A 25,871-nucleotide genomic window follows, 5' to 3' on the forward strand; every position below is an offset into this window, starting at 1 on the left:
CCGCTGGTTTCAAACTGATTGACTTTTAGTCAGTGCTTGACTACCGGCATATTCCCGAACTCATGAAGAAGACATTTCTGACGATTGCCGTCGCCGTTTCCCTGGCCGGTGCTTTGCCTTCGGTGGTTAACGCCCAAACTTCAGCCGTCACCAACGCCATTCTGAACCAGCGCTCTGGCTTGTTGGATAAAGCCCGCACGGACATCGACAAAGCCATTGTAAATGAGAAGACCATGGGCAAAGCCAAAACCTGGTACACCCGTGGTGAGATTTATCAAGGCATGCTGGAAAGCCCTATCTACGGCAAGCAGCTGCAGCCGGGTGAAGGCGTTCAGAAAGCGTATGAGTCGTATAACAAGACCATTGAACTCGATACCAAAGATGGCGAGTTCGGTAAGCAAGCAGTTGCTAGAATGGACGGTCTTTACGGTCGTGCGTTCAACGATGCTGTAAATAGCTATAATGCCAAGGAATACGATAAAGCCATCGAGAGCTATAAGCTAGCCTCCAAGATTAAGCCCCAGGATACCACGGCTGTTCTTTATTCGGCTTATGCATCGGAAGCCAAACAAGATTATGCCGGTGCTAAAGCCAGCTATAATCAGTTGCTGGGGATGAATTATAAGTCGGTGACTTTGTATTCACGCTTGCTCCAAATGGCTAAGCAGCAAAATGACAATGCGGAAGCCGCCAAGGTGGTTCAGCAGGCTCTAGCTGCTTATCCCACCAATAAGGCTTTCATGCTGGAAGACCTGAATATGTCACTTGCCAGCGGCAAAGGCGAAGACGCTCTCGCTAAAATTAACAAGTCTATTGTTGCCGACCCAGGTAATTCGAACCTTTACGCAGTACGTGGTTCGATGTATGACCAGCAGAAGAAAAGCGACTTGGCCTTGGCTGACTATAAAAAGGCAGTTGAACTGGACCCCAACAACTTTGATGCGCAATTCAATCTTGGGGTTTACAACTACAACAAGGCTGCGGATGCATACACCAAGGCCAGTAAAATGGACTTGAAAACATATCAAGCCTCAGGGAAGAAATTTGAAGCAGAAGGTAAAAAGTACTTTGAGGCCTCTGTTCCGTATTTCGAGAAAGCGCTCCAGTTGCAGCCTGATGACCGTAATACTTTAGCTTCGTTGCAGAAAGTGTACTTCCGGTTGGGTCGGACTGCCGATTCTGAAAGACTCAATGCTAAGCTTCAGAGTCTGAAGAAGTAGGGGAGTAATATTGTAAGCTGCAAAAAGGCCCGCTAAAAAGCGGGCCTTTTTTTGTGGATATTAGAGAAAGCCGTGTTTTCCCAGATTTAATTTAACATAATATAAATTATAAGACAGATTAATGGGAAAATATAGGAGTCTAGCTGGCGATGATTTTGATGAGCAAAAGTGCTCTCAGCACCGCTCTATAATTGGGCCTGTGATGGTTTGGGCGCTCCGAGTACTGGTACATTCGCATGAGGAAGCTGTGGGTTGATTCGGGGATAAACTTGGGCGCTTTGGGTTGGTGGTCGAGCTATTGAGAGGCCTGGGAAAGTGCTTCGTTTCGGTGGCGCGCGTTGGTTGTCGCGCCACAGGCTGTTCACTTTGTGACTGAAGCAGAGTACTGCTATTAAGTATTTATCTGGTCGCAGAATAGCCAAGGTACGTTAAATAGCAGCGGTTCCAACCTATAAACTATCAGCTATATGTTGTTGGGCATTCAAAGGAGCGCAATATATTTAAGTAATAAAAAGTACAAAACCGGTAAGGCATATACTTTTTATTACTTAATTAATTGGGCTCCCCTACTCTGCTGATTAGTACATAATTCTATTGCTCTTTTAGTGCACCATTTGCGACAATGTAGAGTGATTGTTTCTGAGAAGCAATAAATTTTCTCAAGAACTGATGCATCAATAGCATCTTAAGATACTAAAACAGCGCTTTAAAACATCGAATGAAGGTAATACGTAAGCACACTTGTACTTATATTAGCAGTATAATACGCACATCATATATAAAGTTCATAAAAGTACATAAATTACCTATTTTTTACTTTTTTTTACCGAAAAATAATCACGCAACCCAGCCAACTTAAATTTTACACCATGCCTAAACTTATAGACTACCCACGTACGAGTTATACCGGAGCCTGGGAACTTGCCGAAATAACAGACGACACTGGCGGAAAATGCACAATCGAAACCGCGGCAAGAAAACTTAATAGAAAAGTGAGTGGGTCATTTAAGGCCATTATTGGTTCTGCCGTTAAGTTTGGACTTATAACCAGCAAACGAGAACTACTAACCACCACCACACTATTCAAAAGAATTAAGCACGCCTATGACAAACAGGAGGAATTAGCCTTCCACAGGGAAGCATTCCTAACTCCACCCCTCTTTACTCAGATTTGCCGCAAATTCCGGTCACGAGAACTCCCTGTTCAAATGCTGGATGTGATGCTAATAAGGGAGTTTGGAGTAGAAGAAATCAATGCGCAGGGCGTAGCGAAAGCATTCGTGGATGGTTGCAGGATGGTCGGGCTATTGGATGAACACAATACCATGGCTGATATAGATGCATTTGCCTCAAAACAACCCCCTAGGCAACAACTAGCTGCTCCAGCACCTAGAGTAAACATGTTCCATCCGGAAGATGAACTTTCACCGACTCCAAAACCTACAAGATTATCAAACGATGCTCTTCATGATGCTCTTCGAGGAGAAAGGGCGGAAGAGAAAACATCATATGAAGGGCCTTTTCCTGAACACCAGACTAATCTGGAACCATCGACAGTGGGTAATACCATTCGAACGAAAGCTGTCGCCAATGCTGCACAGAACAGGAATACTGATGCAATTGCCAGCTTATTTGGGTTCACAACAAATCAGGTAACGCAGTCTGTCGAACCGAGAGATGAAAATCCCGAAAGAGTGAACCAGCCTGACATTGCCTTACACAATTCAGACAACGATATCGAGATAAGTAAAAACCCTCCGCCCTTACCAACAACACTCCAAACGTTGAGTACAAAAGCAAGCTATCAAATTCAAATTCAAGGACCTGGCGTAAGCACAGAACTGTCTATCAATGAAGAAGAAGATATAACTTTAGCCATTGCCATACTCGAGAAAATTCGCCGACAGATAAAAGGCTGAGACGAGCACCCGCGATTCCTGCCGACTACAACAAATTCAAAATGAGAAATTTGTTGTAGTCGGCAGGAATCGCGGGGCTCAACATCACAGCTCAGATAGATGACGTGTGTTGGGCAGACGGTGACGTTCCTGAAGAACATCCATAACCTGCGACGTAGTGACACCAGAAGCTTCCAGGAGGACGAGCAGGTGGTACAACAAATCGGCAACCTCGCCGGGCAGGGTGCCATGACTGCCTGCAACTGCATCAATTACCGTTTCAACTGCCTCCTCGCCTACTTTCTGAGCGATTTTGGCGATGCCTTTGTTGAAAAGGGATACGGTGTAAGAAGTTGGGGCACGTTCGGGAAAGCGGTGCCGCTCGGCAATTAGACGCTCGAGGCTGGCGAGAAAGCCTATTGGAGCAGAGGGCGCAACTGCTTCATTGGCTTGCACGAAACAACTTACGGTGCCGCGATGACAGGTAGGACCGGCGGGCAGCGCCCGAATTAGAACGGTGTCGGCATCGCAATCAATATGTGTGCTTACCACCGTTAGAAAATTGCCGCTTGACTCACCTTTGGTCCAAAGCCGGTTTTTCGACCTTGAGAAGAAGGTAACTCTTCCCTCCTGCAATGTTTTGGCCCATGCTTCAGCATTCACATAACCGAGCATCAGCACCTGGCCAGTATCAGCATCCTGAATAATTGCCGGGGCCAGACCGGTAGACTCATCAAAGCGAAGGGTGCCGGGGGGCATCGAAATGGAAGCAGAAGACATATTATCTGTGTAAAATAGTGAAACCCAGCATTACAGGCGGACGGCAATACCCGCATTATGCAAATACCGTTTCAGCGCAGGTAAAGCCGTTTCGTTGAAATGGAAAATGCTGGCCGCCAAAGCAGCATCAGCGCCCCCAGCTTCAAATACGGCCGTGAAGTCGGACGGCTGCCCGGCCCCGCCCGAAGCAATAACCGGCACCGATACCGCATCGGCCACCGCGCGGGTTATCTCTAAGGCAAAACCGGCTTTGGTGCCATCGTGGCTCATAGAGGTGAGCAGGAGCTCGCCGGCCCCCAAATCGGCGGCCTCGCGACACCAATCAACCGCCTGCCGGCCGGTGGGCGTAGTGCCAGCCCGCGTCATTACCTGCCACTCGCCTTCCATCAGGCGGGCATCGACGGCTACCACGACGCATTGGGAGCCAAAACGACGGGCCAACTCTGTGATAAAAGCGGGACGCGCGAGGGCAGCCGAATTGATGGAAACCTTATCGGCTCCGCTCAGCAGCAAGGCTTCTACATCGGCCACGGTGCTTATCCCCCCGCCTACGGTGAAGGGAATGTCCAATACGCGGGCTACGTCGCGCACGAGTTCCGTAAGGGGCTGGCGGCGTTGATTGGTGGCCGTGATATCGAGAAATACCAATTCGTCAGCTCCCTCAAGGGCGTAGCGGGCGGCTAGCGCCACCGGGTCGCCGGCATCGCGCAGGCCCTCAAATTGAATGCCCTTGACGGTGCGGCCGTCGCGCACGTCCAGACAAGGAATAAGTCTTTTTTTAACCACAATGAATACCGTTTAGGGAAAACCGAGCGAATGGAATAACTATAGGAACCGTTGCAAATCGGCCAGGGCAATGGTGCCCTCGTACAGCGCCTTGCCAATGATGGCCCCGTGCATGCCGGCCTCGGCCAGCTGTTCCAAGTCGGTGATTGTGGTGACCCCGCCACTCGCAATAAAACGCGCAGCGGGGAACTGCTGAACCAGCAAACGGTAGGCAGGCAGCGAGGGCCCTTGCAGAAGCCCATCCTTGCTTACATCGGTACAAATAAACGTGTTAGCGCCGGCAGCCAGGTATCCGGAGATGAAACCGGTCAGCGTCAGCGTGCTCTGGTCGGCCCAGGCATTGATGACAATGTGCTGGTCTTTGTAATCAGCACCCAGGAAAATGGTATCAGCGCCGTACTGGGCCAGCCAGGCCTGCACGGTGGCAGGCTCACGCACGGCCAGGCTGCCGGCCGTGGCGTGAGCCGCGCCCGCTGCCAATACCTGGGCCAACGCGGCTTCGGTTTGGATACCACCGCCGGCATCAATATCGAGACTGGTCTGGCGGGCAATGGCCTCCAGCACGGCCAGATTGACCGGGTGGCCGGCGCGGGCGCCGTCGAGGTCGACCAGATGCAGGCGGCGCAAACCGGCATCGGCAAACCGCTGAGCCACGGCGACGGGGTTAGCGTCGTAAGTGGTTTGCCGGGCAAAGTCGCCGGCGCTCAGCCGCACGCATTGGCCGTTGATAAGGTCGATAGCTGGAATAATTTCCACTGAATGTCGGATTTCGTGATGTATGGCGCTGACTAAAGCGCGAGGAAATTGGCGAGAATGCGGGTACCCACCGGCCCACTTTTCTCAGTATGGAACTGCACGCCGAAGAAGTTTTTGTGTTGCACGGCCGCACTGAATGGCCCGGGGTGCGCGGCTTGCGCGATGGTATAAGAACCCACGGGAGCGTAATAGCTGTGTACGAAGTAGACGTGGTCGGCCTCGGTGAGGCCCGCCATCAATGGGCCTTTTAAGGCCTGGAGGTTATTCCAGCCCATGTGCGGGACCTTGTGAGCCGCATCGGGGGCGAAACGCTGCACCTTGAAAGGGAGCAGGCCAAGCAAGGGGGTATCGTTCTCTTCGCTGTGCGTACCGAGCAGCTGCATCCCCAGGCAGATGCCCAGGAACGGTTGCGTTAGGGCGGGCAAAATGAGGTCGAGACCGGACTCTCGCAGTGCCTGCATGGCTGATGAGGCTTCGCCTTCACCTGGGAAAAGCACCTTATCGGCGCAGCGCAATGTTTCAGGGTCGGCAGTAAGGGTGGCTTGCGCGCCCAGTCTTTCAAGAGCAAAAAGCACGGATTGCACGTTGCCTCCCTTGTAATCCACTACTGCAATTTCCATAACTAATCTTATTAACCAAATGAATAATATTTATTACTCATTTGGCATTATACATTATTTTTACTTGCTACAAAATACCCTTGGTGCTGGGTATAGCGCCCGATTCATCGCGTTGCAGTGCCATCTTGATAGCCTTAGCTACTGCTTTGAAAATGGCTTCTATCTTATGGTGCTCGTTGTCGCCTCGGCAGGAAATATTGAGGGTTGCCCGGGCATTATCGGTGAAGGACTTGAAGAAGTGGAAGAACAACTCCGTGGGTAAGTCCCCTACCCGCTCACGCTTGAATTCGGCATCCCACACCAGCCAGGGCCGCCCAGAGAAGTCAATAGCGGCTTGAGCAAGGGCCTCATCCATGGGCAGCAAGAAACCGTAACGGGCCAGGCCCCGTTTGTTACCCAGCGCTTGGGAAAAGGCTGTCCCTAATGCAAGGGCCGTGTCCTCAACCGTGTGATGTTCATCGATGTGCAAGTCCCCTTTTACACTTATGTGTAAATCAACGCCACTGTGGCGGCCCAGTTGCTCCAGCATGTGGTCGAAAAAGCCCAGACCGGTGTGAATATCGGTTTGGCCATTGCCGTCCAGATTTAACCGGATGGCAATCTGGGTTTCGTTGGTGTTGCGCTCGATAGCAGCCACCCGGGCCGGGTAACGTAAGAAATGGTAAATGGCATCCCAGCTTGTGGTGGTGAGAGCGGCGCGGGGGTCAGGCTCCTCTCCTATCAATATGGCCTGGCAGCCGAGATTTTCCGCGAGTTGAACATCGGTGAGTCGGTCGCCGATGACGTAGGAGTTGGGCAGGTCGTATTCGTTAGCGGGGTCGAGGTACTGACCGAGCAGGCCCGTCCCGGGCTTGCGAGTGGGCAGTCCCTCGTGCGGAAAGCTTCGGTCAACGTGCTCAGCGGTAAAATGCACGCCTTCGTTGGCCAGTATATCGCGCATCAGCTGATGAGCCGGCCAGAAAGTATCCTCCGGAAAACTCGCCGTGCCCAGCCCGTCCTGGTTGGTAACCAGCACCAGCTCATACTCGGGCAACTCGCGGGCAATGCGTGCCAGTGCACTGATGGCCCCTGGCAAAAACTGAAACTTATCAGGCGTGAGGCCGTCAATTTGCTGGCTGGGCTGCGGCTCCACGAGAATGGTACCGTCGCGGTCGATAAAAAGCGCCTTTTTCAATTCAAATAGATTAAGGGGTACGAGAATACCGAGGGTTAGCGGTAATTATTGGATTGGGGCAACCTGAACCTGTGTTTCTGCCCCGATTTCAGTCAGTGCCTGCACAAGCTGACGATTTTCGGCCGCAGTTCCTACCGTAAGGCGAAGGCAGCCGGCGCAGCCGGGCTGGGTGGTGCGGTTGCGCACCACGATGCCCCGGCGACGAAGCTGGTCGTACACGGCGGTAGCATCGGCGTTGAAGCGTACCAACAGAAAGTTGGCATCGGAGGGAAAAATGTGCTCCACCATAGCTACCTGGTCCAACTGCTCAATAAGCCAACGCCGACCGTCCAACAATTCCGCCCGCATTTCGGGCAGGCACGGCGCGGCCGCCAACGCCGCCAGCGCGTGCTGCTGGGTGGCAGCCGAGATATTGTACGGGGGCTTGATTTTATCGAGATAGGCAATGAGCTGTGCCGACGCGTACGCCACGCCCAGCCGCAAACCGGCCAAGCCCCAGGCCTTTGAAAAGGTCTGCATGACCACCAGCCGCGGGAACTCGGCTAGGCGCGTAATCCAGCTGGGGGCATCGGCAAAATCAGCGTACGCTTCGTCGACGACGACCAGGCCCCGGAAGCTGCGCAGAATGGTCTCAAGGGCATCCTGCGCCAGCAGATTGCCGGTGGGGTTGTTCGGCGAACACAGGAAAACCAGCTTGGCATTGGAAGCGGCCAGTTTTTCGGCAGCATCCGCGGGCAACTGAAAATTGGCAGTCAGCGGCAGGCGCTCGACCCGCACGTCGTTGAGGTTGGCGGCCACTTCGTACATCCCGTAGGTGGGCGGGCAGATAACGATGCTGTCCTGGCCCGGCGTGCAGATGAGGCGCACAAGCAGGTCGATGGCTTCATCGGAGCCATTGCCGAGGAAAATCTGGTTTGGCTGAACGCCCTTGAGGCGGGCCAAATCGGCCTTGATGGCGCGCTGGTGGGGGTCGGGGTAACGACTGAAATCATAGGGGCCGACGGAACCCAGGCTGTTTTCATTGGCATCGAGCATAACCGGGGCCATGCCCTCAAACTCGTCGCGGGCCGAAGAATATGGCTGCATCCGCTCCACACTGGGGCGAATGAGGCCGGCGTAGGGATTCGCCGACGTGACGTCAACGGTTGGGCCCGCATTGGCATTCAGCGCATCCAGTCGCAGGGTGACGGCGCGGGCGTGCGCGGCGAGGCCTTCGGCTTCAGCCATGGTTTCTACAACCGGGCCGATGGCTTGCAAGCCCTGGGCCGACAGCCGCTGGAAGGTGATTTTCTTCACGAACGAATCGAGCGACACGCCGCTGTATTGACGGGCGTAGCCGCTGGTGGGCAGCGTGTGGTTGGTGCCGGAGGCATAGTCGCCCACGGCTTCGGGCGTGAGGTGGCCCAGGAAAACGGAGCCCGCGTTAGTGACCCGAGCGGCCAGCGCATCGGCGTGGTCGGTGGCCAGAATAAGGTGTTCAGGCGCGTATTGATTGGAGAACTCCAGCATGCTATTGGCATCCGGCAGCAGAATAGCGCGGCTGCTTTCCAGCGCCTGAGCGGCCACATCGCGCCGGGGCAACAGAGCCAGCTGGCGGGCCACTTCGGCCTGCACTTGCTCGAGTACCGCTCTGGAATCGCTCAGCACCACTACTTGCGAATCGGGGCCGTGCTCGGCCTGGGATAATAAATCGGCGGCGACAAATGCGGGCTGAGCGCTGGCATCGGAGATGATTAAGACTTCCGAAGGGCCGGCGGGCATATCAATGGCTACCCCAAATTCGGCAGCGGCCAACTGCTTGGCGGCAGTCACGTAGCGGTTGCCGGGTCCAAAAATCTTGTCTACGGCCGGCACACTGTCGGTACCCAAGGCCAGGGCCGCCACGGCTTGCGCCCCGCCCGCTTTCACGACTTTATCAATACCCAGGAGCTGCGCTACGAATAGAATGACCGGGCTCACCGAGCCGTCGGACTGCGGCGGGGTACACACCACTACCTCCGGGCAGCCGGCCAGCCGGGCCGGCACGCCCAGCATCAGCAGCGTGCTGAACAATGGGGCCGAGCCGCCGGGCACGTACAGCCCCACGCGCTGCACCGGCACCGCCCGGCGCGAACACGCCACGCCCGGCATGGTTTCAACCCGCAGCTCCGGCTCGCGCTGAGCCGCGTGAAAGGCTTCGATGTTGGTTTTGGCCTGGCGGATGGCGGCTTGTAAGTCGGCCGGAACATGAGTAACCGCTGCGGCAAACTCGGCCTCGGAAACCAACAGGCTGGGGAGCGTGGCCTTGTCGAGTTCGGCAGCTAAAGTCAGCAGCGCGGCGTCGCCGCCGGCGCGCACCTGCTCGAAAATGGCCCGGACGCGGGCGGCTACCTGAGGCGCTTCGGCCGCGGCGGGGCGCTGCTGGAGCGCGGGCCAGGTGCTGGGGTCGGGATAGGAATAGAGCTGCATGGCAAACCGGGCTAGGCAATCATCTTTTCAATGGGCAGCACGAGGATGCCCTCCGCGCCCACGGCTTTGAGCTGGCTGGTGATGTGCCAGAACTCGTCTTCCTGCACCACCGACTGCACCGACACCCACCCGGCCTCGGCCAGCGGCGTGACGGTGGGCGACTTGATGCCCGGCAACAGGCGACGCACTTCCTCGAGGGCCGAAATGGGCGCATTCAGCAATATGTATTTGCTGCGCTTGGCGCGGCGCACGGCCTGCATCCGAAACTGCAGCTGCTCCAACAGGTCCTGCTGCTCGGGCGTGAGATTGGGCTGGGCGATGAGCACGGCCTCGGAGCGGAAGACGGTTTCGACTTCGCGCAAGCCGTTGCCCAGCAGGGTCGAGCCGCTGCTCACGATGTCGCAAATGGCCTCGGCCAGGCCGATGCTGGGCGCGATTTCGACCGAGCCGCTGATAGTGTGCAGGTTGGCCTGAACGCCGTGCCCGGCCAGGTAGCGACCAAGGATGTTGGGGTACGACGTAGCAATGTTTTTGCCTTGCAGCGACTCAACCGATGCGTAAGCGTCGGCCCGGGGTACGGCCAGGCTCAGGCGGCACTTGCTGAAACCCAGGGTTTCGACCTCCAGATTCGGGTAGCCGGCTTCGACCAGTACGTTCTGGCCCACGATACCGAGGTCGGCCACGCCGTCCTTCACGTAGCCGGGAATGTCATCGTCGCGCAGAAACAGAATTTCGAGCGGAAAATTGGTGGCTTCCGTTTTGAGCTTGTAGGAAGTGCTCAGGAAATTGATGCCGCACTCGCGGATGAGGGCCAGGGAGTCCTCGCTCAAACGGCCGGACTTTTGAATTGCTAAACGGAGCATGAAATGGGGTAGCTAGCGGGCGCGGCCCCGACAGGGCACGACCATTGGATATAGCCCTAACGCAATTTTGACGACGTATGGCTGAATTTCCCGCAAAGTGAAACGGTGAAGCCCGGGGCACGCACCCCGAACGCGGCGGTGGAGACTCGGGCAACCGGTGCTAGGCTAGCACCCGGCACACAACCCGGCCTCCCACAGATGGTGGTGATGATGACCGTGGCCCACAACAGCCCAGCTGCCAGCCGAAGCGGGAAGCGAAACCAGTGAAAACGAAAAGGCGAAGGCGGTCATTGCGGCTGCAAAGGTAATTCGGAATGCCAAACGGGCAAGCTAGAGTAAAGGTTTCGAGTGCAGCGCGGACTTTGTAGTCCGCGCTGCACTCGAAACCTTTACTATTCGGCGCTAGAAGCGTGCAATCAAGCGCAGGTTTACCACGCGCTGCGACAGGTAGCTGGGCACCGAATACGTCACGCCATTCACATCCTGCAGGTAGCTGTAGCCGGCCACGTTATTGGCGGCAAACACGTTCAGGATTTCCAGGCCCAGCCAGAGGCTTTCGAAGCTGTAGAAATGGGCTTTGGGGGCGTTGTTGTTTTTCAGGCCCACCACTTTGGAGAAGCCCAAATCGACGCGGTTGTAGCTGCGGGTGAGGTCGGCGGTGCCGCGCAGGTCGGGCAGGTTGGGGGGGCTGAATGGCAGACCGGTTCCGAACACGAAGTTGACGTAGCCGCGCACCGATGGATTATTCGGCAGGTGGTCCTGGAAGAAGATGCCCACGTTCAGGCGCTGGTCCTGCGGCCGGCGGATGAAACCTTTGGGCTCGCGACCGGTCACTTTGCCGTTGGCATCAACCACGTTCATGGAGTCGCCGTCCACGTTTTCGCGGGTGGTGAGCAGGCCCAGGCTGAACCAGGATTCCGCCCCTTTCACAAATTCACCGCTGATGCGCGTGTCGAAACCGGCGGCGTAGGCACGGGCGTTGTTCTTGGCGAAGTAGCGCAGGCGCACGTTGTCCACATCGTAGGGCACCACATCGGTGAGGTACTTATAATAGGCCTCGGCCGAGAACTTGAACGGCCGGCCGTATTGCTGGAAGCTGATTTCCTTGCCCACAATGAAGTGGTAGGATTTCTGGGCGCGCAGCTCCACGTTCAAGTTGGCGGTTTGGATGAGGGGCTGGCTGGGGTCGGTGCGGTCGCCGGCCTGGTTACGCAGCTCGCGGTAGAACGGTGGCTGGTAGTACACGCCCACGGCCGCCTTAAACGAGCGGTTGGGGTGCGAACGGCTGATTTGCGAGAACTGCACCCGCGGGCTGACGACCAGCTGGCCGTTGGTGGTCCAGTAGTGCGCCCGCGTCCCGTAGGTGAGCGTAGTGAGCGAATCGAGGTTCCAGGTGTCCTGCACGAAGCCCTGGGTACGGGTGCTTTCTAGGCTCAAATCCGACAACAGGCGCGTGCGGCGGGCATCGGGCACAAAATCGGCTGAGTCGGCAAAGCTGTACTCGTCGAGCTTATCGGTGATTTTTTCACGGCCAATTTTAGCACCCCAGCGCACGGTGTGGTTGGCGGCGGGCGTCCAGCGCCCCCGGGTTTCGGCCGTAAAAATCCGGGCCGTGAGGTTGTTGCGCGAGTGCTTGAACTGCGAACCGATGTCGCGCTGGCGCACGGCCTGGTTGAAATCGGGTGAGTTGGGGTCGCGGTTAATTTCAGCAAAGGTGTAGGCCGCTTCCACGTCGCGGTACTCGAATTCGCGCGAAATCAGGGCCGAGCCCAGCAGCTCCATCTGCAGTTTCGAGGAGAAGTCGTGCTTCAGGTTGAGGCCCGTCTGGTAGGTATCGAACTGCATCCGCTCGCGGCCATCGTAGGCGATGAACACGCGGGTGAACTGGTTGGTCCCGGTCGAGAATGTGGCCTGGCCGGTTTCGGGCGAGAAGCGGTAATCGTTGTGGGCCACCACGCCGAGCAGGCCCAGCGTGGTGCGCTGCAGGTCCTCTTTCTTGCCCAGGCCGATGTTCACAAAGGCCTGCGCGTCGTAGAACGTAGGATTGTAGCCGCCCTGCGCCTGTTTCAGCGAGCTCAGCACGTACTGCGCGTTCTTGTAGCGCACGCCGGCCAGGTAGCTCACGCGGCCGTTAGCCGAGCGGGCTTCGGCGTGGGCCGCGCCGCCCACCAGACTGGCCGTGAGCGAGGCCGCAAACTTCTCTGGCGTCTTGTAATCCACGCTCAGCACCGAGGCCAGTTTGTCGCCGTACTTCGGCTGCCAGCCGCCGCTGCTGAATTCCACCTGCTTCACCAAATCGGGGTTGATGAAACTCAGCCCTTCCTGCTGGGCCGAGGTCACCAGAAACGGCCGGTAAATCTCGAAGCCGTTGACGTACACCAGGTTCTCGTCGTAGTTGCCGCCGCGCACATTATAGGTGCTGCTCAGCTCGTTATTCGACACCACGCCAGGCAGCGTCTTGAGAATGGCGTTGAAATCACCAAACGGCGAAGGAAGCTCCTTGGCCGAGCGCGGGTCGATGCGCGTAATGCTGACCTGCTCGCGGGTATCGGCCTGGTCGGAGCGGCCTGTCACGCGCACGTTGCTCAGCGCCTTGGTATCGAGGCGCATGGTCAGGCGCAGGGGTTTGCCGGCATCGCCGGGCAGTTGCAAGGGCTGGCGCAGCGTGATAAAACCCAGGCGGCGCACCACCAGCACCACACTCTGGCCCCCGGCCGGCACGCGCACGGGCAGCGCAAACGCGCCGTCGGCGTTGGTATTGGTGCCGCCGGGCTGGCCCTCCACTCCCACCGCGGCCAGTTCCAGCGGCTGTCCGCTGGCATCGCGCAGCGTGCCCGTGAGGGTTACGAGTGCGCCGGGCGTCGTTTGCTCCGGACTGGTGGTCTGGGCCTGCACCGTAGCGGCCGGCAATGCCACGAGGGCCAGACCGCCCAGCAACACCAGGCGGCACTCAACTTTCCTAATAACTGGCACTGCTGGCAACGGCGAGGTAGCGGGTGGTTTCACGGGGCTTAAAACGGGCGGGCGGCCCAACTATTGCCGGCGGCCAGCGGCTACCGCATCCATTTCCAGGCCGGCCAGGTGGTCGCGCAGCCGGGCCAGCGTGGCCACCGGCCCCTCGGGCGCGCTAAACACAAAATTACCCGCCACCAGCACGTCGGCCCCGGCTTCGACCAGCGGGCCGGCGTTGTCCATGTTCACGCCGCCATCCACTTCAATCAGGGCATCCGAGCCGGTATCGACCAGCAATTCCTTCAGCATGGCCACTTTTTTCAGCGTGTTCGGAATGAAGGCCTGCCCCCCAAAGCCAGGGTTCACCGACATCACCAGGACCACGTCGAGGTCGGCGGCAATATCTTCGAGCAGCGCCACCGGCGTGGCCGGGTTCAGGGCGACGCCGGCCCGGCAGCCCAATTGCTTGATTTGCTGCACCACGCGGTGCAGGTGCGGGCAGGCCTCGTAGTGCACCGTGATGCTGCTGGCCCCCGCGTCGCGGAAAGCGGCCAGGTAGTGTTGCGGCTCCTCAATCATCAGGTGCACGTCGATGGGCTGCTTGGCATAGCGGGCCACGGCTTGCAGCACGGGCAGCCCGAACGAAATGTTGGGCACGAACCGGCCGTCCATCACGTCGAAGTGCAACCAGTCGGCGGCGCTGCTGGCCAGCCGCTCGGTTTCGGCTTGCAGGTTGGCCAGGTCGGCGGCCAGAAACGAGGGAGCCAGCAAGGGCGTGCGGCGGGATGCATTCATGGCAGCGAAGATACGGAGGCCGCGCACTCCTCATATAATGGCTGACTACGGCGGCGGCTCTACTTTTGCAGCGGCCCGCCCGCTTTTCGGCCGGCCACGGTTCATCGGCAGCTTTGCCTCACATTATACTTCTTCGTGCCACACCTCGTCCCTCTCCTAATTCGCGGCATCAACAACCTTTCCGATGCTCGCTACTGCGCCGGTATGGGTGCCGATAAGCTGACCTTTGTTCTCGACCCCGCCCTGCCCGGGTACCTCGATACCAAGAGTGTAAAAGAGCTGGCGGGGTGGATTGCCGGAGTTGAACTAATAGGCGAGTTCGACCAACTCAGCGCCCATGAAATCAACGCGATATCTGCTGATTGCGGCTTGGATGCTGTTCTGCTGCGCACCCCACGAACCGACGAGGAGTTAGCCGAAATTGCCCCGCCGGTGTACCTGGAGTTAGCAGCCGATTCTGCTGGGCTGGCCCAGCCTTTGCCCACTTCGCCCATCGGTTTTGTGCTGGAGTTAGCGGGCTCCGTAGCGCCGGAAACTCTCGCAGCTCTGCAACAAGTCAGCGCGAAAAACCCATTGTGGCTCGGTCCCGGCCTGCACCCCGACCACGCCCGTACCTTGGCCACCTCACTCCCATTGGCCGGCTTGGTTTTCCCTTCGGGCGACGAAGTGAAACCGGGTTTGCGCGATTTTGACCAGTTAGAAGCCGTATTTGAAGCGCTGGAAATCGAATAAACCGGCCCGTTTGATAAGCAAAGTGCCCCCGCAGAACCATTCCTTATTGGTTTCTGCGGGGGCGCTTCGTTTGGCAAAGAGCCTGCTTACGTCAGCCGGAACTGCACGTACTTGATGGGCACGCCGATGGCGCGGTATTTCCCCTCAAAATTGGTCTGAATGGCCTGAGCTTCGGTAAATTCCGCAGCCGTCTCCGCATACAAATCCCGCGTGAACCGCTCCACGGTGGTACCAGGACGGGCCGCTAGCGTTTCAAGCGTGTACTCAAAAAGGCCCTCATTATCAGTCTTCAAGTGCAGCAGGCCGCCCGAAGTTAACAATTGTTCATACAGCGCCAAGAAGCGCGGCGATGTCAGCCGGCGCTTAATGTCACGGTCGCGGGGCCGCGGGTCGGGAAAGGTTATCCAGATTTCGTCCAGTTCGCCAGGACCGAACTGCGCGGCCAGGGCTTCGGCCCGCATCCGCACGAAGCCCACATTGGTCAGGCCCATCTCGGCGGCACGGGTGCTGCCCCGCCAAATGCGCTCGCCTTTGATGTCTAGTCCTAGAAAGTTACGGCCGGGATAGCGCTGGGCCAGGCCCACGGTATATTCGCCTTTGCCACAGCCTACTTCCAGCGTCAGCGGGTGGGGCTCACGGAAGAAATCGGTACGCCAGCGACCGCCCAGCTGTTCGTATTCGGGTTTGCCCGGCTCAATGATATCGGGACGGGTGGCGTTGTCGGTAAAACGCTGAAGCTTAACTCGGGGCAAATCAGTAGGAATGTGTTGTTATACAAAGGTAAAACGGGCCGCTCAGGTCGTGGCGTAAAGCTCTTCCACTTCGGCCACTACGAAGGTGCTGCCGCCAATGAAAACCACATCATCAGGACTGGCAGCCTTGCGGGCCACTGCAACTGCGGCCTCCACCGAACCATAGGCCTGCCCGTGCAAACCCAGCGCTTCTCCTTGCGCAGACAACTCTTCGGCAGGCAAAGCCCGGGGAATATTAGCCGCGCAGAAATAGTAATGCCCCTCTTTCGGCAACAGGGCCAGCATAGAAGCCACGTCCTTGTCGTTCACCGTGCCAATAACCAAATGTAAACGCTCGTGTGGAACGCGCTGTAGCTGAGTCATTACAGCTTTAAGACCAGCCGCGTTATGCCCCGTATCACACACCACCAGCGGCCGGCGGCCAATGATGCTCCACCGGCCTCGCAGCCCCGTTAGGCTTGTTACCTGCCGCAGGCCAGCCCGCACGGCCGCTTCCGTAATGCGGAAGCCTTGGGCGCGTAGTTCATCCAGCGTAGCCAGCACACCGGGCAGGTTGAATTGCTGGTAGTCGCCGGGCAGGCCCAGCTCAGCATTGGGCAAGTAGGGCCGGCCATGCTGGCTGATTTTCAACGGGCGCAGTCCGGTTTCAAGGAATGGTTCCGCGGCAAATGTTGCCTGGTAGATTTGGTCGGCAAAAACGAGGTGGGCGAGCTTTGCAGCGGCTTCGTTCCGGAATACCTCCGCTACTTCGGGCTGGCTCTGGCTTACCACGACTGGCACACCGGGCTTGATAATGCCGGCTTTCTCACCCGCAATTTCGGGCAACGTATTGCCCAACAGGGCCTGATGGTCGAAACTGATGTTGGTGATGAGCGACACCAGCGGCGTGATGATGTTCGTGGAATCGAACCGGCCGCCCAGGCCTACTTCCACAATGGCAACGTCCACGCGTTGCTGGGCAAAGTAGTCGAACGCCAGCGCCACGCACATTTCAAAAAACGACGGCTTGACTTCTTCAAACAACGGCCGCCAGCGGGCCACCCATTCCACCAGATACGCGGGAGTCAGTTCCTGCCCGTTCACCCGGATGCGCTCCGTGAACTCGCGCAAATGCGGCGAGGTGTACAATCCCACTTTGTAGCCGGCCGCCTGGAGCACCGCCGCCAGCAGGTGCGAACTGCTGCCCTTGCCATTGGTGCCAGCCACGTGCACACTTCGGAATTTCCGTTCCGGGTGCCCCAGCGCCTCGGCTAAGGCCAGCGTATTGCCGAGGCCTTTTTTAAAGCCCGCTGCACCCACCCGCTGAAACATGGGAAGCTGCTCGTAGAGGTAAGTCAGGGTTTCTTGATAAGTCACGAGACTGCGAAAACAGGGAGAAAGCACAAATTAACGGCATTCTGAGCTTATGCTACGAAAAAGCCCCGCCGCCTGCGAACAGACGGCGGGGCTAAAACAGCATGTGAGGATGGCTACTTAACCGAGAATTTGAACGTGTAAAAACCCGTAGCGCCTCCAGGAGCCGAATTAGTTTTGATAAAATTAGTGTCGAGCAGCTTATCACGGCACAGCTTTTCCTGCGCCGGCGACACGTTTCCCGAAACCTTGGTTACCGATTCCACTTCCCCATCGGCCGTAATCTTGATTTTGAAGCGAATCACGCCCGAGTTGTCGTCCACCGACTCCACCACCGGCTTGCTCTCGAAGCGCCAGCCGCTCATTTCGAGGCCACCGCTGCCCGGGCTGCTCCCGCTGCCGCCCCGGCCAGGAGCACCGTAAAGCGCCGTAGCATCGAGCGTGCCATTCGGGTCTCCCTGGTCGCCCACGGCGCCCGGACGGTCGCCATTGTTGTTGCCGGTTGGGGCATTGCTGGTGCCATTCACCCCGTTGCCGCCGCCAGTGGCGCTGCCCTTGGGGGCGAAAGTCACGGCTACTTTACGGGGCACTTTGGGCGCGGCTTTTACTTCTTCCTTGGGTGGCGCGGGCGTTTCAACCGGCGCGGCCGATACGGGGCTTTCCTCAGCCTCGCTGGTAATTATCTTCTCCTGGGCAGGCGGCGTGGGGTCAGGCGTGGCCACGGCCACGGGGCGCGGCTGCGGGTCGGGGCTGGCCTGGGGCGGGCGGCTGTCCTCGCGGTTGGGCGAGTTGTTTGCCGTGGCCATGCTCTGCACGTTGCCCGAGCCGGCTTCGTCAAGGCCGTAGTTCAGCTCTACGCCATCGCCCCCGCCCAACGGGGCCAACGGCGGGTTCGGTCCCTTAAAAACCGAGAAGATGAACAGCAGCAACAGCACCCCGTGAACTACCAGGGTGCCAATTAGGCCTTCGCGGCGGTGCGGTTCTTGATAATCGATAGCCATGATGCTGTGTACGCTTAACCAGCTAGAAGCGGCTTATTTGCCGGCTGCCTGCTGGGCCTGGGTGGCCATCACCATTTTCAGCTTGAGCCGGTTGCCAATCTCTAAAATGTCAACCAGCTTCTGAACGTTCAACGAAGCATCGACGCGCAGCACGACGGTGGGCTGCTCGGTGGTTGGCGCGTTGCCCACCAAGGCCACCAGCTCCGGCTCCACGTTGGTGGGTGCTACAGGCTTCTTGTTCACAAAATATTGTCCGGCCGCATCCACCGAAATGGTAATTGGCTGCTTCATTACCTGCTTGCTCGATTTAGCATTCGGCAGCAATAGCTTAATTACGTTGGGGTTAACCAGCGTCGAAGCAATCAGAAAGAACAACATCAGGAAGAACATGATGTCGTTCATGGCCCCGGTTTCGACGTGCGAGGTGAGGCGATGACGGCGGGAAAGATTCATAACTATTTGAGTTATGAGTTAAGAGTGAGGAGTTAAGAGTTAAGGATGCGCTCGGCAAACCTTAACTCCTAACTCCTCACTCTTAACTCAACTAGTTGTCCTGCAGAATGTCCATGAATTCAATGGCCGAGTTTTCCATGCGGAATACCATGCGCTCGACCAGAATGCTCAGCCAGTGGTAGCCAACGTGGGCAATAATGCCGACAATAAGACCCGTAGCAGACGTTACCAGCTTGACGTACAGACCATCAGCCACCTGCGGGATACCAAACTCTTTGGTGGCGGCGATGGAATAGAAAATCTTGATAACCCCGATGATGGTACCCACGAAGCCAATCATGGGCGCGATGCCGGCGATAATGCCCAGGATGCTAATGTTTTTTTCGAGGCGGGCGATTTCAATCTTGCCCACGTTTTCCACGCTGGTTTCAATTTCTTTCAGCGGCAGGCCGATGCGGCGTAGGCCTTTTTCCACCATGCGGGCCAGCGGCGAGGCGTTCTGGGCGCAGTAAAGCTTGGCCCCGGCCAGGTCGCCCTTCACCATAAGCGAACGAATGCCGGCCATAAAGGCATCGGGGTTGCCGGCGGCCCGGCGGATGGTGAAGTAGCGCTCGATGATGATGTAGACCGAGAGAAGCGAAAGAGCTACCAGCGGAATCATGATAAACCCGCCGCGCAGCAGCAGGTCGATGACGGGAACACTGGTATCGGCAATGGGGGCGGCAGCAGCGGCGGCAGTATTAACAGTATCGGCAGCGACGGGCGTCACTTGCAGGAGGAATACGGACATGCGGACGGTTAAAATTTCAAGGTATTGTAGTCACAGTGCGTGCTGATGCGCAGGCGCTGGGCTTCGCGTTGAGCCGAGGCCAGGTCGGGGTAGTCGGCGGCGGTGAGGCGGAACAAGCGGCTGCCGAAGGGCGGCAGAATGATGTGCGACGCATGCCCGCTTTTGACCAGCAGCTTGCGGCCCTGCTCGGCACCGGCCAGGCTGCGGTAGGCCCCGGCAATGACGTAGAAACGCCCGGTGCGGCTTTTAATTGTAACGGCGCTGGCTGCGGCGGCCGGGGCTTTGGCACGCACGGGCGCGGCGGCCGGCGCTTCAGGAACCGCGGTGGCGACTGCCGGAGCTGTTTTCACAACTTCTTTAGGTGCGGCCGGAACGGCTTCAGCCACCACAGCGGGTGCGGTACTAGCTGCCGCTTTCGGGCTTTCCTTTTCGAGTGGCAGGCTAGTTGGGGCGCTGCTGTCGCCGGTCATTTCCGGCACGGGCTGTGCCGTGGTATTTTCCACCGGCGTCATACCTTCGGCGGGGATGGCACTGCTGTTGGCGGTGGTGCCGTAGTCCTGCTGGCTTAAGGTGGCTTGTTGGGGTTCGGTGATGATGGGAGCTACTATGGCAGGTTGGCGCTGCGCCCACTCCCATCGCGGCATGGCGGCCTGCCAGCTCACGGGCAGGTAGCCGGCTTTAAGCGCCACCTGGTAGTTGGCCAGCAGCAGCAGGCCCGCGGCCACGGCGATGATGCTCGCCGGCAGCAGGCGCGCCAGCGTTGTACGACGGGCACCGCCACTCCGCAGGATGGGTTGCGCGCTTTTGATGCGGGCATCGGCCACGCGCACGGGGCGGGCGGCTAGTTCCGGCAGGCCAAAGGCGGCGGCTAGTAAATTATCGGTGCCGGTGTATTCGAAAGCCAGCCCCCGGCCGGCGGCGCGGCGGAAGATGCCGATGCCGGGCAGCTCAGTCCGGTTAGTTTCGTCGAGTTCTTGCTGCAGGCCAGCCACGGCGGTGCGCACAGCCTCGCGGGCTTGCGCGATGGACAGGCCCAAGTGCTGGCTCAGGGCATCGACGAGCAGACCGTCGTTGCGGGTCAGGGCCTGGTTGAAGGCCACTAGCTTGGTGGGCGGGCTCAACGCCTGGCGGCCGGGCTGCGCGCGGGCCGGCGACACATCGGCCACTAGTCCCCCAAAGTCCGGGATAATCACGCAATCGTGGTCACGGAGCAAGGGGCGAATGTGGTCGGCGAGGTGCATCGGGTCAGTTAAAATTTCAGAGTTAAAAGTGAAGCATTGAGAGAATGAAAGAGTAGTTTTTCAGCCACTAATCTTTTCACTCTTAACTCTTAACCTCTAACTCAAAAGGTATAGGTAGCCCCGCCCAATACGTTAATACCTTTCACGGGATATCCGTAGAAACGCTGGTACTGCCGATTGGCGAGGTTATTACCCATTGCAAAGATGGATATTTTTGGCGTAATGCGGTAATCGGCGCGCAGATTCAGGTCGACAATTGGGTCGGTGGCGCGGTAAAAATCGGCTACCCGTGCGGCTCCCGCGGCGGTGGCCGGGCGGTAGCTGATGCCGTAGCTGGCCGCGAAGAAGTAACCTTCTAAGCCCACCATCAGCTTGTCAAACACGTTGTAGGTACCGAACACCGAGCCCTGAAATTCGGGACGGTGAAACGGCAACGGCAGGTTTTTGAGGGCGTACTTATTGTAGTCGACCCGGGTGCCGAGGCGGAATTTTTCGGCCGCGTTATAGAGCAATTCGCCGTGGATATTCAACACACCGGTGGCGTTCTGGTCATACACGAGGTCGAATTTGGTGGGGTCGATGGGGTTGTTGAGGTAGAAATACAGGTTGCGGTCGCGGGCGTAGGTGGCCTTCACGTTGAACTCCAGGCCCCGGGCGGGCGTGGAGGTGAACCCGGCGTACACTGTGGGGCCGCGATGGGTATCGGCCACGTTCAGGCCGCGGTTCAGCCAGGGGTTTTCGGTGCTCAGGTCGTAGCGGGTTACGCGCTGCAGAGCCCCGCCGAGGCCGGCATATACCATGAATTTCTCGGGCTCGATGGTGTAGCCCAGGCGCACGGCCGGGTATATCACGCCCTTGCTTACGTTGGTCGTGGTATCGGACGAGTAGCCCAGCGTGGCTCCTACCGAGAAGGCGATATTGTTGCGCAGAAACTCATACGCCGGCGTGGCCTGCACGAAGGTGCGCGTGCGGCTGGTTTGCAACGGGTTGGGTGTTTTAAGCGAAGGTGCGGCCTGGTCCTTGTCCGAGATAAACGAGGCATCAGCGGCCACGGTGACGCGGCTGGATTCGCCCAGGGCGTAGCCGACTTTGGCGTTCAGGCGCACGTCGTTCTCGGAAGCGGCAAAATTATCGGCCCAGTAGCGGTAGCCGATGCCGGCATCGTAGGTCAGCTGTTGCTCGGGGTCGCGGTTGTGAGCGTAGGCCTTCACCGCGAAGCGGTTGAAGGTCTGCTTGATGTCGCCGGACTCGGGCGCTACCACCGGGCCGCCATTAGCCGCCTTCTCATAGCCGTAGAAATTGTAGCGCTCCCGGCCAAAATCCAGGGTGGCCCCGAAGGCTCCGGTGCCGCGGTACAGCTCGCCCATAAGGTGGGCACTGGTTTCCGACATCCGGGAGTTTTTGCCATCCACCGGCCCCTGAATGGAACTTACGTGCTTGATGTCCAGTCCGTAGGCATGGTCGGTGTTGCGGGTGCTGTGGAAATAACCACGCCCGTAAAACGTGCCGTAGTTGCCAATTGCCGCCTTCACAAAGTTGCCGGTGAGCGGCGTGGGCTCCTCGGCCCGGATGGTGAGCACCTTCACCGAGGGCGTGAGGCGGTCGGCGGGCAGGCGGAAATCGGGGAAGGTGTAGGCCACCTTGCGCTCGACCTTGGGCGGGGCGGGCAGCTTGATTTTATCGAAGTTGCGGGTGGCTTCGGGCAACTGGTTCACCCGCTCTTTCACAATCTCAATCTCAGCTTCCTCAATACTGCCCTTGTACTTGCCTTTGGTGGGCTGGGCCTGCGCGGTGGCTGCCGGTGCTACGCCGCCCACCAGCATGGCCGCCAAGGCCAGGCCGGTGGCCAGCTTGGGGCCACCGTGGTGGACAGAACGGCCTTTATTTATCGTCAAACGCTTCATCAGCAATTGTTTTTCTGGGAAATAATGCGCCGTTCCTAGCGCTGGGTGGTGTCGGCCGGGGCCGTGGTGGTGCCGCGAAGGTTGGTGCGCGGGGCCGGGGCTTTGCCTTTGGTGGGCGCTGTGGTGGGCTTGGCCGGCGTGCCGGCCGGAGCAGCCGGTGCTTTGGTCGGGGCCGGGGTTTTAGCCGGCGTTTTGCTGGGCGTCTTCACCGGCGCTTTGGTGGGCGGGGTGGTTTCCTCCGGCTGGTCGGCTCCCAGGGTTTTGAGGCGCTGCTTAGCGGCTTCCAGAATTTCCGGTACCGGGAAGTTGTTATCAATGAGTGAATTCAGCGTACCGCGCGCCTGGAAGTTGTCGCCTTCCGAGGCGTAGATGTCGGCAATCAACAGAAAAGCCCGGCCCAGCCACAACGAGTAGCTGCTGAAATCAGAATTTACTTTCAACGCCGCAGCTTTGGCCTCTTCGTTCTTTTTCTGCTTAAACAGCGTTTCGGCCAGGTAATACTGCGCCTCGGCCCCGTTGATGTCGTTGGGCGCGGCCGCGACGGCGGTAGCCAATTCGGTGGCGGCCTGGTCGTAATTCTCGGCCCGCAGGCTGGCTTTACCTAAGTAGAGCAAGGCGGCGTTGGTGGCGTTGGCGGTGGCACCGGCCTGGGCGCGCAATTCCTCGGCCACGCGACGGGTGCCGGGATAGTCACCGCTTTCGTACAGGCTGCGCATCTGGCCGAGGGTGGCGTTGGCGACTTCGCGGCGGTTGGTGCTGGCCCCGCGCAGACGCTCGTAGAGCTTGGAAGCTTCGGCGTAGTTCTTGTTCTCGAACTCGAGGTCGGCCAAGCGACCTACGGCGCGGTTCACAAATTCGCTTTTGCCCTCCGTTACCACGGCACGCAGGCGGGTCAGGCCTTGCTGCTTGTCGCCGGTTTTCAGGTAGGAATCAGCCAGGAAGAACCGGGCATCGGCCCCAAGGGCCGACTCGGGGTACTGCTTCAAGTAAGACTCAAGGCGCAGAATGGCAGCCTTGTATTTCTCAGCCAGATACAGTGATTTCGCCGCTTCAAATTCCACGCTTTCGGTGGCCTTGCTGTCGGGGTTCTGGGCTTTGAAGGAAGCCAGCGCCGCATCGAATTCCTCGGTACGGCCCAGGGCCGTCAGGCTTTCCTGCAAGTTGTACAAAGCCTGCGAAGCCGCTTCGCTGCGCGGGTAGCTGGTGAGCACCTGCTGAAAGTCGGCCACGGCCTTGTCCTGTTGCTCTAGGTTGGCGTAGGCCACGCCGCGCTTCTGCAGCGCCTGCGGAATGAGCGGGCTGTTGGGACGGCCCTCAATCAGGCGCGTGAAGCCCGTGACGGCCGGCTGGTACTCGCCGGCCTCAAACGACAACTGCGCCTGCTGAAAAACGGCGTCCTCGGCGTAGCGCGAGTTGGGGCTGGCTTTGAGCAGCGCGGCCAGCGTGCTGGTGGCTTCCTCGCGGCGGCCCATCAGGCCCAGCGTGCGGCCCTTCTGGTAGTAGGCGTAGTCCTTGTCGGCCGCATTGGCCTTGATGACCTTGTCGTATTGGTCTAGGGCCTGCTGGTAGTTTTTCGACACGTAGTAGGTGTCACCCAGCCGCAGGGTGGCGTCGTAGTAGTTGGGGTCCGAGGGCTTGGCGTCGGTGTCGTTCAGGAAAGCCGCGAACTGCGGCCGGGCCTTGTCGTACTGCTTGGTGTTGTAATAAGCATACCCTAGGCCGTAGCGGGCTTTCTGCTCAAAATCGGCTTCTTCGGGGCTTACGCCGCCCTGCCGGGCCGAGCGGGCCGCTGCCGCATAAGCCATAATGGCATCGGGGTACTGCTGGCCTACGCTGAAAATCTCGCCCCGCAGCACCTGCGCGGCGGCCCGCAGCCCATCATCCGACGGAAATTTCAAGGACTTGTCCAGCAGCGGCAGCGCCTGGGCGTAGTTGCCGTTGTTGTACAGCAACGCGGCCTGCGAATACGCCACGCGTTGGTACGTGGCGTCCAGCTTCTCGCTGCGGTCGTCGATGCCTTCGAGGTAGGTAATGGCCTGGTTGTAGTCGGTAGATGCCAGGAAGCTGTTGCCCAGCAAATCATCCACGATGGGCTGGTTTTTCGAGCGGGGAAATTTCTTACGGAAGTCGCGCAGCACGTTGATAACCTCGGGCAGATTGCCCAACTCATACTGCACCTGGCCCAGCTTGAGGGTGGCGTTTTCGGCAATGGCTTTGTCGAAGGTGCTTTGGCGGGCAGCCTCGAAGGCCGTTACGGCCTGGGGCTTTTGGTTGGCCTGCACGTAGCTCAGGCCGAGATGGTAGGCCGCGTTCTGGCCTAGCGAGTCGCGGCGCACGGCTACGTTCTTCAGGTTGGCGATGGCCCCCTTGAAGTCGCCCATCTTGTAATTGGCGAAACCAATCTTGTACTGCAGCGCCGGCTCAATGCGGTTCTGGTGCACGGCGGCGTACTTATCGAAGTACTCGGCGGCCTCTTTGTACTGCTGCTTCTGGTAGTAGGCATCGCCCACCAGCAGCTGGATTTCGTCGGAATTCTGGGGTGGTGGTGTGTTTTGCAGTGCCGTGGTGGCGTAGCCAATCAGGCCATCGTAGTTGCCCTCCTTGTAGTAAATCTGGGTTACGATGGCCGGCACGACGGGCTTGTAGGCGTCGTTCTGCTCGGCCACGCCGAGGTCGGCGCGGGCGGCGGCGTAGTCGCCGGCACGGTAGCCCAGGTAGCCGGCGTAATACGAGCTGGCGTACTTGTACTGGCTCTGCACCTGCTTGTTGCGGTCGAATAGCAGGCGGGCTTTCTCGTAGTCCTTCTGCTCGAAATAGCTATAGCCCAGCTTGAAATCGGATTCAGCGCGCTGGTCGTTGCTCAGGTTATCGGGCGCTACTTTGGTGAAGTAGCGAATGGCCTGCTCGTAGTTTTTCTGGTCGAAGTAGAACTTGCCCAACTCGAAATACGCGGCGGCGGCCTGCGGGTGGGCCGGGTGCTTGGCCGCAAAATCCAGAATCAGGCCCTCGGCATCCGGGTGCGAGAGGTAGAGGCCGCTCACGGCGTAATAGTACTCGGCATCGGCGGTGCGGTCGGCGGCAGCGGTGGGGCTGGCCTGGCTGCTGTGCACCGGCTCGATGGCCAGGTACTGCCGAAAGGCCTCTTGCGCAGCGCCGTACTGGCCGCGGTCAAACAATTCCAACCCTTCCTGAAAATGCCGCTCATCGGAGGCAAAAACCTGGGTTTGCTGGGCGCTGGCGGCCACGGGTGCGGCGGCGCTCAGGGCGGCGGCCAGCGCCAGCCGGGGAAATAGCTTCATGTAAATACCTGTCGTGGAGGGGCCGCGTCGGGCCCGGGAACTCGCCAAAAGTAG

General features: G+C 58.6%; 20 protein-coding genes. 3 read left to right on the forward strand and 17 right to left on the reverse strand.

Annotation, left to right across the window (positions count from 1 at the left end; translation table 11 throughout):
- Nucleotides 1-62 precede the first annotated feature (62 nt).
- Nucleotides 63-1,220: a tetratricopeptide repeat protein gene (locus tag I7X13_RS03520; RefSeq protein ID WP_198068430.1), complete on the forward strand. Its 1,158-nt coding sequence runs from the start codon at nucleotides 63-65 to the stop codon at nucleotides 1,218-1,220.
- A gap of 869 nt (nucleotides 1,221-2,089) precedes the next feature.
- The gene (locus I7X13_RS03525) at nucleotides 2,090-3,139 is read left to right on the forward strand and encodes a hypothetical protein (protein ID WP_198074370.1); all 1,050 of its coding nucleotides are present in this window, start codon (nucleotides 2,090-2,092) and stop codon (nucleotides 3,137-3,139) included.
- A gap of 84 nt (nucleotides 3,140-3,223) precedes the next feature.
- Here I7X13_RS03525 and hisIE read toward each other — a convergent pair whose 3' ends face one another.
- The 9 genes from hisIE to rpe form a co-directional block, all read right to left on the reverse strand.
- Nucleotides 3,224-3,898, reverse strand: coding sequence for a bifunctional phosphoribosyl-AMP cyclohydrolase/phosphoribosyl-ATP diphosphatase HisIE (hisIE, locus tag I7X13_RS03530; RefSeq protein ID WP_233454648.1), 675 nt, complete (start codon nucleotides 3,896-3,898; stop codon nucleotides 3,224-3,226).
- Nucleotides 3,899-3,928: 30 nt separating this feature from the next.
- Nucleotides 3,929-4,684 carry an imidazole glycerol phosphate synthase subunit HisF gene (hisF, locus tag I7X13_RS03535; RefSeq protein ID WP_198074371.1) on the reverse strand — a complete coding sequence of 252 codons (756 nt, stop codon included), beginning with the start codon at nucleotides 4,682-4,684 and terminating at the stop codon, nucleotides 3,929-3,931.
- Nucleotides 4,685-4,723: 39 nt separating this feature from the next.
- A complete protein-coding gene (locus I7X13_RS03540) occupies nucleotides 4,724-5,440 on the reverse strand; it encodes a 1-(5-phosphoribosyl)-5-[(5-phosphoribosylamino)methylideneamino]imidazole-4-carboxamide isomerase (protein WP_198074372.1) in 717 nt (238 codons plus the stop codon).
- 32 nt (nucleotides 5,441-5,472) lie between these two features.
- Nucleotides 5,473-6,060 carry an imidazole glycerol phosphate synthase subunit HisH gene (gene hisH / locus I7X13_RS03545; RefSeq protein WP_198074373.1) on the reverse strand — a complete coding sequence of 196 codons (588 nt, stop codon included), beginning with the start codon at nucleotides 6,058-6,060 and terminating at the stop codon, nucleotides 5,473-5,475.
- A 67-nt stretch (nucleotides 6,061-6,127) separates the two neighbouring features.
- Nucleotides 6,128-7,234, reverse strand: a complete 1,107-nt coding sequence (gene hisB, locus I7X13_RS03550) for a bifunctional histidinol-phosphatase/imidazoleglycerol-phosphate dehydratase HisB (RefSeq protein ID WP_198074374.1) — start codon at nucleotides 7,232-7,234, stop codon at nucleotides 6,128-6,130.
- Between the two features lie 45 nt (nucleotides 7,235-7,279).
- Entirely contained in the window at nucleotides 7,280-9,682 is a 2,403-nt protein-coding gene (hisD, locus tag I7X13_RS21865) for a histidinol dehydrogenase (protein ID WP_317191516.1), read from the reverse strand.
- 11 nt (nucleotides 9,683-9,693) lie between these two features.
- On the reverse strand, nucleotides 9,694-10,545 hold the full coding sequence (gene hisG, locus I7X13_RS03560; protein ID WP_198074375.1) for an ATP phosphoribosyltransferase: 852 nt from the start codon (nucleotides 10,543-10,545) through the stop codon (nucleotides 9,694-9,696).
- A 402-nt stretch (nucleotides 10,546-10,947) separates the two neighbouring features.
- On the reverse strand, nucleotides 10,948-13,551 hold the full coding sequence (locus I7X13_RS03565; protein ID WP_317191517.1) for a TonB-dependent receptor: 2,604 nt from the start codon (nucleotides 13,549-13,551) through the stop codon (nucleotides 10,948-10,950).
- A 27-nt stretch (nucleotides 13,552-13,578) separates the two neighbouring features.
- Complete coding sequence (rpe, locus tag I7X13_RS03570) at nucleotides 13,579-14,292, reverse strand: ribulose-phosphate 3-epimerase (protein ID WP_198074377.1); 714 nt, start codon at nucleotides 14,290-14,292, stop codon at nucleotides 13,579-13,581.
- Nucleotides 14,293-14,427: 135 nt separating this feature from the next.
- Here rpe and I7X13_RS03575 point away from each other — a divergent pair, with 135 nt between their 5' ends.
- Nucleotides 14,428-15,024 (forward strand): beta/alpha barrel domain-containing protein, encoded by a 597-nt coding sequence (locus I7X13_RS03575; RefSeq protein ID WP_198074378.1) that lies wholly within the window; start codon nucleotides 14,428-14,430, stop codon nucleotides 15,022-15,024.
- Nucleotides 15,025-15,110: 86 nt separating this feature from the next.
- Here the strand turns inward: I7X13_RS03575 and trmB are convergent, their stop codons facing one another.
- From trmB to I7X13_RS03615, 8 genes are all read right to left on the reverse strand, one after another.
- Nucleotides 15,111-15,776: a tRNA (guanosine(46)-N7)-methyltransferase TrmB gene (trmB, locus tag I7X13_RS03580; RefSeq protein WP_198074379.1), complete on the reverse strand. Its 666-nt coding sequence runs from the start codon at nucleotides 15,774-15,776 to the stop codon at nucleotides 15,111-15,113.
- A 42-nt stretch (nucleotides 15,777-15,818) separates the two neighbouring features.
- Nucleotides 15,819-17,132 (reverse strand): bifunctional folylpolyglutamate synthase/dihydrofolate synthase, encoded by a 1,314-nt coding sequence (locus I7X13_RS03585; protein ID WP_198074380.1) that lies wholly within the window; start codon nucleotides 17,130-17,132, stop codon nucleotides 15,819-15,821.
- Nucleotides 17,133-17,245: 113 nt separating this feature from the next.
- Nucleotides 17,246-18,130 carry a hypothetical protein gene (locus tag I7X13_RS03590; protein ID WP_198068442.1) on the reverse strand — a complete coding sequence of 295 codons (885 nt, stop codon included), beginning with the start codon at nucleotides 18,128-18,130 and terminating at the stop codon, nucleotides 17,246-17,248.
- A gap of 33 nt (nucleotides 18,131-18,163) precedes the next feature.
- A complete protein-coding gene (locus I7X13_RS03595) occupies nucleotides 18,164-18,583 on the reverse strand; it encodes an ExbD/TolR family protein (protein WP_198074381.1) in 420 nt (139 codons plus the stop codon).
- A 91-nt stretch (nucleotides 18,584-18,674) separates the two neighbouring features.
- A complete protein-coding gene (locus I7X13_RS03600) occupies nucleotides 18,675-19,373 on the reverse strand; it encodes a MotA/TolQ/ExbB proton channel family protein (protein WP_198068444.1) in 699 nt (232 codons plus the stop codon).
- Between the two features lie 8 nt (nucleotides 19,374-19,381).
- The gene (locus I7X13_RS03605; RefSeq protein WP_198074382.1) at nucleotides 19,382-20,614 is read right to left on the reverse strand and encodes an HU domain-containing protein; all 1,233 of its coding nucleotides are present in this window, start codon (nucleotides 20,612-20,614) and stop codon (nucleotides 19,382-19,384) included.
- Nucleotides 20,615-20,715: 101 nt separating this feature from the next.
- Nucleotides 20,716-22,518, reverse strand: a complete 1,803-nt coding sequence (locus I7X13_RS03610; protein WP_198074383.1) for a TonB-dependent receptor — start codon at nucleotides 22,516-22,518, stop codon at nucleotides 20,716-20,718.
- A gap of 35 nt (nucleotides 22,519-22,553) precedes the next feature.
- Nucleotides 22,554-25,817 carry a tetratricopeptide repeat protein gene (locus I7X13_RS03615; RefSeq protein ID WP_198074384.1) on the reverse strand — a complete coding sequence of 1,088 codons (3,264 nt, stop codon included), beginning with the start codon at nucleotides 25,815-25,817 and terminating at the stop codon, nucleotides 22,554-22,556.
- Between the last annotated feature and the right edge of the window lie 54 nt (nucleotides 25,818-25,871).

Source organism: Hymenobacter negativus (genome assembly GCF_016056375.1).
GTDB lineage: Bacteria > Bacteroidota > Bacteroidia > Cytophagales > Hymenobacteraceae > Hymenobacter > Hymenobacter negativus_A.

Bases quoted from the DNA above. Each gene is read 5' to 3' on its own strand.
- I7X13_RS03520 (WP_198068430.1), top strand. From the start codon at position 63: ATGAAGAAGACATTTCTGACGATTGCCGTCGCCGTTTCCCTGGCCGGT.
- I7X13_RS03525 (WP_198074370.1), top strand. From the start codon at position 2,090: ATGCCTAAACTTATAGACTACCCACGTACGAGTTATACCGGAGCCTGG.
- hisIE (WP_233454648.1), bottom strand. From the start codon at position 3,898: ATGTCTTCTGCTTCCATTTCGATGCCCCCCGGCACCCTTCGCTTTGAT.
- hisH (WP_198074373.1), bottom strand. From the start codon at position 6,060: ATGGAAATTGCAGTAGTGGATTACAAGGGAGGCAACGTGCAATCCGTG.
- hisD (WP_317191516.1), bottom strand. From the start codon at position 9,682: ATGCAGCTCTATTCCTATCCCGACCCCAGCACCTGGCCCGCGCTCCAG.
- hisG (WP_198074375.1), bottom strand. From the start codon at position 10,545: ATGCTCCGTTTAGCAATTCAAAAGTCCGGCCGTTTGAGCGAGGACTCC.
- rpe (WP_198074377.1), bottom strand. From the start codon at position 14,292: ATGAATGCATCCCGCCGCACGCCCTTGCTGGCTCCCTCGTTTCTGGCC.
- I7X13_RS03590 (WP_198068442.1), bottom strand. From the start codon at position 18,130: ATGGCTATCGATTATCAAGAACCGCACCGCCGCGAAGGCCTAATTGGC.
- I7X13_RS03595 (WP_198074381.1), bottom strand. From the start codon at position 18,583: ATGAATCTTTCCCGCCGTCATCGCCTCACCTCGCACGTCGAAACCGGG.
- I7X13_RS03600 (WP_198068444.1), bottom strand. From the start codon at position 19,373: ATGTCCGTATTCCTCCTGCAAGTGACGCCCGTCGCTGCCGATACTGTT.
- I7X13_RS03605 (WP_198074382.1), bottom strand. From the start codon at position 20,614: ATGCACCTCGCCGACCACATTCGCCCCTTGCTCCGTGACCACGATTGC.
- I7X13_RS03610 (WP_198074383.1), bottom strand. From the start codon at position 22,518: ATGAAGCGTTTGACGATAAATAAAGGCCGTTCTGTCCACCACGGTGGC.
- I7X13_RS03615 (WP_198074384.1), bottom strand. From the start codon at position 25,817: ATGAAGCTATTTCCCCGGCTGGCGCTGGCCGCCGCCCTGAGCGCCGCC.